This is a genomic window from Streptomyces sp. NPDC007162 (genome assembly GCF_040634175.1).
Taxonomy (GTDB): Bacteria; Actinomycetota; Actinomycetes; order Streptomycetales; family Streptomycetaceae; genus Streptomyces.
The window spans coordinates 1-11,318 of sequence record NZ_JBEYFC010000286.1; the positions used below are offsets into that span (position 1 = coordinate 1).

Sequence of the window (11,318 nt, forward strand, 5' to 3'; positions counted from 1 at the left end):
GCCGCTCCGGCGCCCGCCCCGGCCGCTCCCGCCCCGGCTCCGGCCGCTCCGGCGCCCGCCCCGGCCGCAGCCGCCCCGGCCGCAGCCGCCCCGGCCGCTCCGGCTCCGCCGGTCACGCCGTCCCCGGTCACCCCGGCCGCCGCGCCCACCGCTCCGACCGCCACCCAGGCGACCGACGAGGGCGCCTACGTCACCCCCCTGGTGCGCAAGCTCGCCGCCGAGAACGGTGTCGACCTGGCCGCCGTCAAGGGCACCGGTGTCGGCGGCCGGATCCGCAAGCAGGACGTCATCGCCGCCGCCGAGGCCGCGAAGGCCGCCGCCGCGGCTCCGGCTCCCGCCGCTGCCGCTGCCGCTCCGGCCGCCGCGAAGAAGACGCCGACGCTGGAGGCCTCCCCGCTGCGCGGCCAGACCGTCAAGATGCCCCGCATCCGCAAGGTCATCGGCGACAACATGGTCAAGGCGCTGCACGAGCAGGCGCAGCTGTCCTCGGTCGTCGAGGTCGACGTCACCCGCCTGATGCGCCTGCGCGCCCAGGCCAAGGACTCCTTCGCCGCGCGCGAGGGCGTCAAGCTCTCCCCGATGCCGTTCTTCGTGAAGGCGGCGGCCCAGGCGCTGAAGGCGCACCCGGCCATCAACGCCCGGATCAACGTCGAAGAGGGCACGATCACCTACTTCGACACCGAGAACGTCGGTATCGCGGTGGACTCGGAGAAGGGCCTGATGACCCCGGTCATCAAGCACGCGGGCGACCTCAACATCGCCGGTATCGCCAAGGCCACGGCCGACCTGGCCGGCAAGGTCCGCGCGAACAAGATCACCCCGGACGAGCTGTCCGGCGCGACCTTCACCATCTCCAACACCGGCTCGCGCGGCGCGCTGTTCGACACGATCATCGTGCCGCCGAACCAGGTCGCGATCCTCGGCATCGGCGCGACGGTCAAGCGTCCGGCCGTCATCGAGACGGAGGAGGGCACGGTCATCGGCGTCCGCGACATGACGTACCTGACCCTGTCCTACGACCACCGCCTGGTGGACGGTGCCGACGCGGCCCGCTACCTGACGGCCGTCAAGGCGATCCTGGAGGCCGGCGAGTTCGAGGTCGAGCTCGGTCTGTAAGCCTGCACAGGCCCTCCACGGTGCCCCGCCCGGACTTCCTCCGGGCGGGGCACCGTCGTGTAAGTCTCGTCTCACCTGCGCGAAAGCGCCCCCGCGCGCCTCTCCCGGAAGGCTGTCCGGCCGTATTGTCTAAACGTCAAACGCCCTAAGGAGTTTCCATGACCGCGCCCGTCGTCCACTCGCTGCGCGAACAGATCCGCGAGCACATCGTGGAGGGAATCGTCAGCGGGCGCTGGAAGCCGGGCGAGCGGATCGTGGAGCGGCGGATCGCGACCGAGCTGGAGGTCAGCCAGACGCCGGTCAGGGAGGCGCTGCGCGAGCTGGAGTCGCTGCGCCTCATCGAGTCCGCGCCGAACAAGGGCGTGCGGGTGCGGAACCTGACGGCGGCCGACCTGGAGGAGAGCTACCCGGTGCGGGCCGGTCTGGAGGCGATCGCGGCGGAGCTGGCGGCGGAGCGGCTGGCCGGGGACTGCTCGGCCCTCGAACCGCATGTCGCGGCGCTCTACGAGGCCGACCGGAACACCGACGGCACCGGACAGGTGCGCCACACGGTCGGCTTCCACCGCGAGCTGGTCCGGGCAGCCGGCAACTCCGTCCTGCTGCACACCTGGGAGGGCCTGGGCATCGAGGTCTTCACGGCCCTGTCGATCCGCTGGCTGGGGACGGTCCAGCAGTCGTACGCGGAGGAGCACGAGGAACTGCTCGCCGCGTTCCGCCGCCGCGACCCACGCATCGCGGACATCGTGAAGGCTCACGTGCTGGGGTGCGCACCGAGGCCGTGAAGCCGGCTTCCCCGCCCCTCCCCCACACACGAGCACACCCCCGCTCAAACAGCTCCCCACCTGCGGAAATCCCCTCTTCGAGGCGTCACCGCGTGCCAGTGGTCGAGGCACCGCGTGCCGACTTTCTCGGAATCGAGAAGTTTTGCCCCTCAACCCTTTGATCGATCATCGATCAGGGAGTTAGAGTCGCCGACGGACCCGCACCCGGGTCCGTTGCCCTGTCCTGCCAAAGACCAAGGGCACCCGAACCCTTACCGATGAGGGAACCCCCTTCGACTGAGGAAGGCGGCGACATGACCGACCCCCAGGCCATCCAGCCGAGCGCGCTCGACCAGCTCCCCGACCGGGATCCGGAGGAGACCGCCGAATGGCAGGCCTCACTGGACGCCGTGGCCAGGGAGGCCGGGCCGCACCGCGCCGCATACCTGATGCGCCGCACGCTGGAACGCGCCGAGGCGGACGGCATCGCGCTGCCGAAGCTGCTGGAGACGGACTACGTCAACACCATCCCCACCGCCGCCGAGACGGCCGTCCCCGGTGACGAGGAGATGGAGCGGAAGATCACCGCGTGGAACCGCTGGAACGCGGCCGCGATGGTCACCCGGGGCAGCAAGCACGGCGTCGGCGGCCACATCGCCACCTTCGCCTCGGCCGCCTGGCTCTACGAGACCGGCTTCAACCACTTCTTCAAGGGCAAGGAGGGGGACGGCAGCGGTGACCAGCTCTACATCCAGGGCCACGCCTCCCCCGGCATCTACGCCCGCGCCTTCCTCGACGGCCGACTGACCGAGGCGCACCTCGACAACTTCCGCCAGGAGGCCGGCGGCAACGGCCTCCCGTCGTACCCGCACCCGCGCCGCCTGCCCTGGCTGTGGGAGTTCCCGACCGTGAGCATGGGCCTCGGCCCGCTCTCGGCGATCTACCAGGCCCGCTTCAACCGCTACCTGACCGCCCGCGGCATCAAGGACGTCTCGGCGTCCCACGTCTGGGCGTTCCTCGGCGACGGCGAGATGGACGAGCCCGAGTCGACGGCGGCACTCGCACTCGCCTCCCGCGAGGGCCTGGACAACCTCACCTTCGTCATCAACTGCAACCTGCAGCGACTCGACGGCCCGGTGCGCGCCAACTTCAAGATCGTGCAGGAGCTGGAGGCCCAGTTCCGCGGCGCGGGCTGGAACGTCGTCAAGACCCTCTGGGGCACGGCCTGGGACGAACTGTTCCAGCTGGACACCACCGGGGCCCTCGTCCGCCGCCTGCGCGAGGTACCGGACGCGCAGGTGCAGACGTACCAGACCCGCGACGCCGCCTACATCCGGGCCGACTTCTTCGGCAAGGACCCCGCGCTCGCCGAGATGGCGAAGCTGCTGAGCGACGACAAGATCCTGGAGTGCTTCCACCTCTCCCGCGGTGGCCACGAGGCGCGCAAGGTGTACGCCGCGTACAAGGCCGCCGTCGAGTTCAAGGGCGCGCCGACCGTGATCCTGGCCCAGACGGTCAAGGGCCACACCCTCGGCGAGGGCTTCGCGTCGAAGAACGCCAACCACCAGATGAAGAAGCTGACGGTGGACGAGTTCAAGACGATGCGGGAGCTGCTGGAGCTGCCGATCCCGGACAGCGCGTTCGCCGACGGGGTCGTGCCCTACGGCCACCCCGGCGCCGACTCCCCCGAGGTCCGCTACCTCCAGGAGCGCCGCGCGGCGCTCGGCGGCCCGGCCCCGGCCCGCCGCACGCACACCCTGGCCCCGCTGCCCGCCCCCGCGGACAAGGCCTTCGCCTCCTTCGACAAGGGCTCCGGCTCGCAGAACGTGGCGACCACGATGGCCTTCGTCCGCCTCGTCAAGGACCTGGTCCGGGACAAGGAGACCGGGAAGCGCTGGGTGCCGATCGTGCCCGACGAGGCCCGCACCTTCGGCATGGAGAGCCTCTTCCCGTCCCTCGGGATCTACTCCCCCAAGGGCCAGACGTACGAGCCGGTCGACCGTGACCAGCTGATGTACTACAAGGAGGCCAAGAACGGCCAGATCCTCAACGAGGGGATCACCGAGGCCGGTTCGATGGCCGACTTCATCGCCGCGTCCACCGCGTACGCGACGCACGGCGAGGCGATGATCCCCTTCTACATCTTCTACTCGATGTTCGGCTGGCAGCGCACCGCCGACCAGATGTGGCAGCTCGGCGACCAGCTCGGCCGCGGCTTCCTGGTCGGCGCGACCGCCGGCCGTACCACCCTGACGGGCGAGGGTCTCCAGCACGCCGACGGCCACTCCCCGGTGATCGCCGCGACCAACCCGGCCGCACTGTCGTACGACCCGGCCTTCGCCTACGAGATCGCGACGATCGTCAAGGACGGTCTGCGCCGGATGTACGGCGAGCCCGCCGCCGGCGAGGACCCGAACGTCTTCTACTACCTGACCGTCTACAACGAGCCGCTCCCGCAGCCCGCGAAGCCGGCCGGCCCGGGTGTCGACGAGGGCATCGTCAAGGGCCTGTACCGCTTCAACACGGCGGAGTCGGCCGGGCTGTCCCTGCCGGCCAACGCGCCGCGCCTCCAGCTGCTCGGTTCCGGTACGGCGATCCACTGGGCGCTGAAGGCGCAGCGGCTGCTGGCCGAGGAGTGGGGTGTGGCGGCCGACGTGTGGTCCGCGACCTCCTGGACGGAGCTGCGGCGCGACGCGATGGAGGCGGACGCGGCCCTGCTGCGCGGTGAGGAGCGCGTCCCGTACGTCCGCCAGGCCCTCCAGGGCGCCGACGGACCGGTCCTCGCGGTCTCCGACTACATGCGCCAGGTCCCGGACCAGATCGCGCAGTGGGTCGAGCAGGACTGGTCCTCGCTCGGTGCCGACGGCTTCGGTCTCTCCGACACCCGCGACGCGGCCCGCCGCCACTTCGGCGTCGACGCGGAGTCGGTCGTCGTCGCGGCCCTGGCCCAGCTGGCGAAGCGCGGCGAGGTCAAGGCGACGGCAGTGAAGGAAGCGCGCGAGAAGTACGGGCTGTAGCGAAGCCGACGGACCGATCCGCAGGTCGGCAGCACCGACCTGCGCGGTCCCGGCCGAGCCGATGGCGGCGGACAAGAGGGTGCCCCCACCTTCCGGTCCGCCGCTTCCCGTTTCCGCCCCCCTTTTCCGCCGCGACGGGCGCTCGGCCGCGACGGCGCTCTTCGGCCGTGCCGGACCGGCCCCGGCGGTGGGTTCGGCACCGCCGGACGGGTTCGTCCCGGCCGAGCACCGTCGCGGCTGGTGGACGCCCGTCGGCTCTCGGCCGCGGCGGGGGCTCGGTCGTGGTGGCGGTTTCCGGCTGCGGTGGGCCCGCGGTGCCGGTGTGTTCCCGGCATCATGTGTCGCATGCGTGCCGCTCGGCTCATCAAGATGGTGCTTCTGTTGCAGGCTCGGACCGGTATGACGGCCGGCGAGCTGGCCGCCGAGCTGGAGGTGTCCGAGCGGACCGTGATGCGGGACGCGCAGGCGCTGTCCGAGGCGGGGGTGCCGGTGTACGCGGACCGGGGACGGGCGGGCGGGTACCGGCTGGTCGGCGGGTACCGGACCCGGCTGACGGGGCTGGGCCGGAGCGAGGCCGAGGCGCTGTTCCTGAGCGGCGTGCCCGGCGCACTGCGGGAGATGGGTCTGGAGGACGCGGCGAGTGCCGCCCGGCTGAAGGTGTCCGCCGCGCTGCTGCCCTCCCTGCGGGACACGTCCCGTACCGTCGCGCAGCGGTTCCACCTGGACGCGCCGAACTGGTTCGCCGAGCCGAAGACCCCGGAGCTGCTGCCCGTCGTCGCCGACGCGGTGTGGGACGACCGGCGGGTGGTGGCGCACTACCGGCGCGGGGAGTCGGAGGTGCGGCGGGAACTGGAGCCGTACGGGCTGGTGCTGAAGGCGGGGGTCTGGTACCTGTGCGCGCGGGTCGCGGACACCGACTCCTACCGGGTGTACCGGATCGACCGGTTCACCTCGGTCGAGGCCGGTGAGGAGCGGTTCGAGCGGGACGAGGAGTTCGACCTGCCGGGGTTCTGGGAGCAGCGGGCCGAGCAGTTCGCGCGGTCGATCCTGCACGCCGAGGTGGTGGTGCGGCTGTCGGCCGTCGGCGTGCGGAGACTGCCGTACGCCGTCGACCCGGCCACCGCCCGGCAGGCGGTCGCCGGAGCCGGCACCCCCGACGCGCGGGGGTGGGTGACGGTGACGCTGCCGGTGGAGAGCGAGGAGGTCGCGCACGGCCAGCTGACCGCGCTCGGACCCGAGGCGGAGGTGCTCGCTCCGCAGCGGCTGCGGGCGCGGTTCGCGGCGGACGCGGCGCGGCTGGCGGGGCTCTACGCGCGGCCGGGCGACGCCGGATAACAATCCGCACCACTCCGCGTGCGCCCCCGGCGCCCAGGCACGATGCTGGACCCGTGATGGACGAGACGGAGTTCTGGGAGCTGGTCGACGCGACCCGCGAGGCCGCCGAGGGCGACCCGGAGGACCAGGCGGACCTGCTCGTGGAACGGCTGCTCCAGCTGGAGCCCGACCTGGTGCTGGACTTCGCCCGTCACTTCGAGGCGCGCTACAACCGCGCCTACCGCTGGGACCTGTGGGGAGCGGCCTGGGTGCTGCTCGACGGGGCCAGCGACGACGCGTTCGACTTCTTCCGGTGCTGGCTGATCGCCCAGGGCCGGGAGGTCTTCGAGGGCGCCCTGCACGACCCGGACGCGCTGGCGGAGTTGCTGGACGACTTCGACGAGGAGGTCGACGGCGACGGCGAGGAGCTGGGGTACGCGGCGGACGAGGCGTACGAGCAGCTCACCGGGACGGTGGCGCCGGACCTGGGCATCGCCCCCGCGCCCTCCGAGCCGGAGGGCACCCCGGTCGACCTGGAGAACGAGCGGGCGCTCGCCGAGCGGTTCCCGCGGCTGTGGGACCGCTTCAAGGAGTGAGTGTCAGGCCGCGGCGCGGCGCCGGGTCACGTCGGCCGGGATGTACGCCTGGGTCTGCTCGGCCCTGACCGCGTGGTGCAGGGGTGCCGCGTTGGCCTGGTCGAGGGCGGACGCGGTGACGGCGGCCGGGCCGAGGACGACCGTCGCGACCGCGCAGACCACGGCCCAGGGCCCCCGGGACGACCTGACCCACCCGCCCTTCTCCGGCTGCTCCGCGAGCTCCGTACGGGCTTCGGTACGACTGCTGTTCATGATCCCCACCTCCAGTCGGCTGCTGATGTCCACGACGGTAGGACGCGCGGATCTGAGCAGCCTGCGTGCCGCCTATGGCGTTGCTGTGGGCGTCCGCGTCGGCGTCGAGGTCGGCGTCGGCGTCCCCGTGGCCGCCGGGAGTCTGCCCTGGAGCCGGGCCGCGGTCGTCCTGATCTCGGGGAGGCGGGCGGTGAGGGCGGCGCCGGGGCAGTTGGTGCGGTAGCCGTCCTGGTGACCGGCGACGGCGGGCAGCGTGACGGCCGTGCCCTCCTCGTAGCGGCTGAGTCCGTTGCTGGAGACCAGGCGGGTCCCGGCGCGCGGGTCGACGTCGGCCAGGCCCAGTTTCCAGGCCGCGAGTGCGGCGATCGCGTCGGTCATGGCGCGCGGCACGGGCACCCCGGCGGTGAAGGTGCCGAGCGCCGCGATGCCGGCGGTGCGGTGGTTGAAGCCCTGGGTGTGGGCGCCGGTGACGGCCCGTTCGACGCCGCCGGCGCGGCCCTCGTAGATGGTGCCGCAGCGGTCGACGAGGAAGTTGTAGCCGATGTCGTCCCAGTCGCGGTCGCCGGTCTGGCCGGTGTAGAGGCGGCGGATGATCTCGGGTGCCTGGGCGCAGGAGTAGCCGTTGGGCGAGTCGGTGTGGTGCACGAAGACGGCGACGACCCGGTCGTCGTAGCGCGGTGGCGGCTGGGTGCGGCGGACGGTGGCATCCAGCCAGACCGCGCGCGGCACGATGCGGGGCCTGGGCGCCCGGTAGTGGGTGGCGGGGCTGGCGGGCGCGGGCGCGGCCAGGTGCATCGCGACGGGGCGGTCGGCGCCCTGGGTGCACAGCACCAGCGCGAGGGCGGCGGCGAGACCCGGCAGGCAGCCGAGCAGCGTCAGGGCGGTGGCTCTGGTGCGCCGCCCTGCTCGGGGGAAGACACGCATGGCCCCACTCTCGGGGCGCTCGGAGCCGCCCGCGATGTGTGCTGTGCCACCTGGTGGAACCATCGTCCCGGTCCGGGGCGTTTCACGGGGTACACGCGTGCGTGGCCGGTTACCGGGGTTCCCGCGCGCGTGAACTGATCACTGGACCTGTCCCGAGCGTATTCAAGGGCACCGAGAGAAAGGCGGCTCCGTGGACCTGCTCGACCTGGTGCTCGTACTGGTGGTCCTCGCGTACGCGGCGGCCGGCTACCGGCGCGGACTGGTGGCCGGCTGTGTGTCGCTGGCCGGGTTCGTGGGCGGCGCGGTGGTGGGCGTGTGGGTGCTGCCGTGGGTGATGGAACTGGTCACCCGCGGGACGGCGACGGCGACGGTGGTCGCGGTGCTCACGGTGCTGGTGCCCGCGGTGGCGGGGCACGAGCTGGCGGGACGGCTGGCGCTGCGGCTGCGCCGGGAGCTGGACCAGGGTCCGCTGCGGGTGGCGGACGGGCTGGGCGGGGCGGTCGCCAACTCGGTGGCGGTGCTGATCGTGGCCTGGGTGGCGGCGAGCGTCCTGGGCGCGTCCTCGTCGCCCGCGGTGACGACGGCGATCCGGGACTCCCGGGTGCTCGGCGCGGTGCAGCACACCATGCCGGACACCACGCCCGCCTGGTTCTCGCGGGCCACCTCGGCGCTCACCGAGGCGGGTTTCCCGCAGGTCTTCAACCCGTTCGAGAACGAGTCGACGGCCCAGGTCGCCAAGCCCTCCGGCGACAACGTGACGGCGGCGGCCACGAACGCGGCGAAGCGCAGCACGGTCAAGATCGAGGGTTCCTCCGGCACCCAGGGCCGCGAGGGCAGCGGCTTCGTGTTCGCGCCGGAGCACGTGATGACCAACGCGCACGTGGTGGCCGGCATCGACAACCCGAGCGTGCGGATCGGCGGGGTCGGGGCGTCGTACGACGCGCAGGTCGTGCTCTTCGACCCGGACCGGGACGTGGCGGTGCTGTACGTGCCGCAGCTGCGGGCGCCGGTGCTGAGGTTCGACACCTCGGCGTCGCGCGGGAACTCGGCGGTGGTCGCCGGCTATCCGCAGGACGGCGACCTGAATCTCCAGGCGGCCACGGTGGCGAACAAGGTGCAGGCCACCGGGCAGAACATCTACAACGACGCCACGGTGACCCGGGAGATCTACTCGATCCGCTCCACGGTCCGCCCCGGCAACTCCGGCGGCCCGCTGCTGACCACCGGCGGCAGGGTGTACGGCGTGGTGTTCGCCCGTTCCACGTCGGACAGCGAGACGGGGTACGTGCTGACGGCCGACGAGGTGACCGCGGACGCCGCGCGCGGGGCACGGGCCACCTCGGCGGTGGACACCGGCGAGCTGATCACGCCCTGACCGTCACAGCGACCGGCCCATGATCACGTCGTCGACGTACTCGCCGTCCAGGAGGAACTCCCCCGGCAGCACGCCCTCGACGGCGAAGCCCTCCGAGGCGTAGAGCCGGCGTGCCGGGGCGTTGTGCCCGAGGACGCCGAGCCTGATCCGGCGGGCACCGCGGCGGCGGGCCTCGTCCATGGCGGCCCGCAGCAGCGCCCGGGCGACGCCCTGCCCGCGGGCGTCCTCGGCGACCGCGAGGCCCTGGATCTGCCGGACGTGCGCGTTGGCGGCGAGCCGGTAGGCGAGGCCGAGGCGGATGTAGCCGACGATCCGCCGGTCGAGTTCGGCGACCAGGGTGTCCTCGGGGGCGTGCCGCTCGCTGAAGAAGGGCTCGTACGGCGGCTCCGGCCGGGGCAGTACGGCGTGCCGGTGCGACCAGGTCTCACGGTCGAGGGCGGAGAGCTCCTCGTCGTCGTCGGGCAGGGCGGTGCGTATGTGCGGCTCTGGCATGCGGTCACCCTAAGAGCTCCGGCACGGGTCCCCCCACGCGTTTTCCGGTCCCCGTCCAGGCATGCTGGGTGCCATGGAACGCTCTCGTATCGCGGTGGCCGGTGCGTCCGGTCTCATCGGCAGCGCCCTGGTGCGGTCCCTGCGGGCGGACGGGCACGAGGTGGTCCGGCTCGTGCGGCGGGCCGCGCACGGGCCCGACGAGGTCTGCTGGGACCCCGGCGGGCAGTACGTGGACACGGCCGGGCTGGCCGGTTGTGCCGCGGTGGTGAACCTCGCCGGGGCCGGGATCGGCGACCGGCGCTGGACGGCCGCCTACAAGCGGGAGATCCGGGACAGCCGGGTGCTCGGCACGGCGGCGCTCGCCCGTGCGGTGGCCGAGCTGGCGGAGCCGCCGCGGGTGTTCGTCAGCGGCAGCGCGGTGGGCATCTACGGCGACACCGGTGACCGGGCCGTGACCGAGGACGCTCCGCCCGGGGACGGTTTCCTGCCGTCGCTGTGCGTGGAGTGGGAGGCGGCGGCGGACCCGGCGCGGCACGCGGGGGTGCGGACGGTGTTCACCCGTACCGGCCTGGTGGTGGCGCGTGGCGGCGGGGCGTGGGGGCGGCTGTTCCCGCTGTTCAAGGCGGGCCTGGGTGGCCGGCTGGGCGACGGGCGCCAATACTGGTCGTACATCGCGTTGCACGACGAGGTGGCCGCGATCCGCTTCCTGATGGAGACCGAGGGTCTTTCCGGCCCGTTCAACCTCACCGCGCCCCACCCCCTGACGAACCGTGAGATCACCGCGGCGATGGCCCGGGTGCTGAACCGCCCGGCCCTCTTCCCGGTGCCCGCGGCGGCCCTGCGGGCCGCCCTCGGTGAGCTGGCCGGGGACGTGCTCGGAAGCCAACGGGTGGTGCCGAAGCGGCTGCTGGAGTCGGGGTTCACGTTCGCGTTCCCGGACATCGAGGACGCGATCCGCGCGGCGTGACGACCCCTGTGACCGTATGCGACCGCCGTGCGACCGTGCCCTGTTCATGCGCGACTGTCCTTGACCGGTCAGCACCCTAACCTCGACCCGAACTCGGGTATCCCCGGAGCGGGTTGGGGGCATCACGTCTCCACCGGACGCGCAATCGAGGAGGGGCCTCGTGCATGAGCCCGCGTACCAGGCGGACGTCGTCGTCGTGGGAGCCGGTGTCGCCGGACTCTCCGCGGCTCATCGGCTGAACAGCGCAGGAGTGACGACCGCGGTCCTGGAGGCCGCCCCTTACGTCGGCGGGCGGATGTCGACCGAGAAGGTCGACGGCTTCCGGCTCGACCGGATCGGCCAGCTCATGTCCACGTCCTACCCGGAACTACGACTCACCCCGGGACTGGACACCCTGGTTCTGCGCCGGTTCGCGCCCGGCGTGCTGCTGCATCGCGACGGGCGCAGGCACCGGGCGGGCGCTCCGGCGGGCGGGGGCAGCGCGAGGGGCGCACTGCACGCGGT

Annotated in this window: 11 protein-coding genes; 8 read left to right on the forward strand and 3 right to left on the reverse strand. The window is 72.8% G+C overall.

Annotation, left to right across the window (positions count from 1 at the left end):
- From sucB to ABZ646_RS28380, 5 genes are all read left to right on the forward strand, one after another.
- Window positions 1–1,116: 2-oxoglutarate dehydrogenase, E2 component, dihydrolipoamide succinyltransferase (gene sucB, locus ABZ646_RS28360; protein ID WP_360524685.1), on the forward strand; the 1,116-nt coding region annotated here is incomplete at its 5' end.
- 158 nt (window positions 1,117–1,274) lie between these two features.
- Window positions 1,275–1,898 (forward strand): GntR family transcriptional regulator, encoded by a 624-nt coding sequence (locus ABZ646_RS28365; RefSeq protein ID WP_360524688.1) that lies wholly within the window; start codon window positions 1,275–1,277, stop codon window positions 1,896–1,898.
- A 293-nt stretch (window positions 1,899–2,191) separates the two neighbouring features.
- Complete coding sequence (gene aceE / locus ABZ646_RS28370) at window positions 2,192–4,894, forward strand: pyruvate dehydrogenase (acetyl-transferring), homodimeric type (protein WP_360524691.1); 2,703 nt, start codon at window positions 2,192–2,194, stop codon at window positions 4,892–4,894.
- Window positions 4,895–5,239: 345 nt separating this feature from the next.
- Window positions 5,240–6,229, forward strand: a complete 990-nt coding sequence (locus ABZ646_RS28375) for a WYL domain-containing protein (protein WP_360524694.1) — start codon at window positions 5,240–5,242, stop codon at window positions 6,227–6,229.
- A gap of 56 nt (window positions 6,230–6,285) precedes the next feature.
- On the forward strand, window positions 6,286–6,804 hold the full coding sequence (locus ABZ646_RS28380; protein ID WP_360524715.1) for a DUF4240 domain-containing protein: 519 nt from the start codon (window positions 6,286–6,288) through the stop codon (window positions 6,802–6,804).
- A gap of 3 nt (window positions 6,805–6,807) precedes the next feature.
- Here ABZ646_RS28380 and ABZ646_RS28385 read toward each other — a convergent pair whose 3' ends face one another.
- Both ABZ646_RS28385 and ABZ646_RS28390 read right to left on the reverse strand, forming a co-directional pair.
- Window positions 6,808–7,056 (reverse strand): hypothetical protein, encoded by a 249-nt coding sequence (locus ABZ646_RS28385; protein WP_360524697.1) that lies wholly within the window; start codon window positions 7,054–7,056, stop codon window positions 6,808–6,810.
- 72 nt (window positions 7,057–7,128) lie between these two features.
- The gene (locus ABZ646_RS28390; protein WP_360524700.1) at window positions 7,129–7,980 is read right to left on the reverse strand and encodes a peptidoglycan recognition protein; all 852 of its coding nucleotides are present in this window, start codon (window positions 7,978–7,980) and stop codon (window positions 7,129–7,131) included.
- A 190-nt stretch (window positions 7,981–8,170) separates the two neighbouring features.
- Between ABZ646_RS28390 and ABZ646_RS28395 the strand changes: the two genes are divergently transcribed.
- Window positions 8,171–9,355 (forward strand): MarP family serine protease, encoded by a 1,185-nt coding sequence (locus ABZ646_RS28395; RefSeq protein WP_360524703.1) that lies wholly within the window; start codon window positions 8,171–8,173, stop codon window positions 9,353–9,355.
- Between the two features lie 3 nt (window positions 9,356–9,358).
- Here ABZ646_RS28395 and ABZ646_RS28400 read toward each other — a convergent pair whose 3' ends face one another.
- Window positions 9,359–9,847: a GNAT family N-acetyltransferase gene (locus ABZ646_RS28400; RefSeq protein ID WP_360524706.1), complete on the reverse strand. Its 489-nt coding sequence runs from the start codon at window positions 9,845–9,847 to the stop codon at window positions 9,359–9,361.
- Window positions 9,848–9,920: 73 nt separating this feature from the next.
- Here ABZ646_RS28400 and ABZ646_RS28405 point away from each other — a divergent pair, with 73 nt between their 5' ends.
- Entirely contained in the window at window positions 9,921–10,814 is an 894-nt protein-coding gene (locus ABZ646_RS28405) for a TIGR01777 family oxidoreductase (protein WP_360524709.1), read from the forward strand.
- 160 nt (window positions 10,815–10,974) lie between these two features.
- Window positions 10,975–11,318 (forward strand): FAD-dependent oxidoreductase (locus ABZ646_RS28410; protein ID WP_360524712.1); only part of this gene is annotated, 344 nt, incomplete at its 3' end.

Coding starts and splice junctions, on each gene's coding strand:
- ABZ646_RS28405 (WP_360524709.1), top strand. CDS start 9,921: ATGGAACGCTCTCGTATCGCGGTGGCCGGTGCGTCCGGTCTCATCGGC.
- ABZ646_RS28375 (WP_360524694.1), top strand. CDS start 5,240: ATGCGTGCCGCTCGGCTCATCAAGATGGTGCTTCTGTTGCAGGCTCGG.
- ABZ646_RS28385 (WP_360524697.1), bottom strand. CDS start 7,056: ATGAACAGCAGTCGTACCGAAGCCCGTACGGAGCTCGCGGAGCAGCCG.
- ABZ646_RS28380 (WP_360524715.1), top strand. CDS start 6,286: ATGGACGAGACGGAGTTCTGGGAGCTGGTCGACGCGACCCGCGAGGCC.
- ABZ646_RS28400 (WP_360524706.1), bottom strand. CDS start 9,847: ATGCCAGAGCCGCACATACGCACCGCCCTGCCCGACGACGACGAGGAG.
- aceE (WP_360524691.1), top strand. CDS start 2,192: ATGACCGACCCCCAGGCCATCCAGCCGAGCGCGCTCGACCAGCTCCCC.
- ABZ646_RS28390 (WP_360524700.1), bottom strand. CDS start 7,980: ATGCGTGTCTTCCCCCGAGCAGGGCGGCGCACCAGAGCCACCGCCCTG.
- ABZ646_RS28365 (WP_360524688.1), top strand. CDS start 1,275: ATGACCGCGCCCGTCGTCCACTCGCTGCGCGAACAGATCCGCGAGCAC.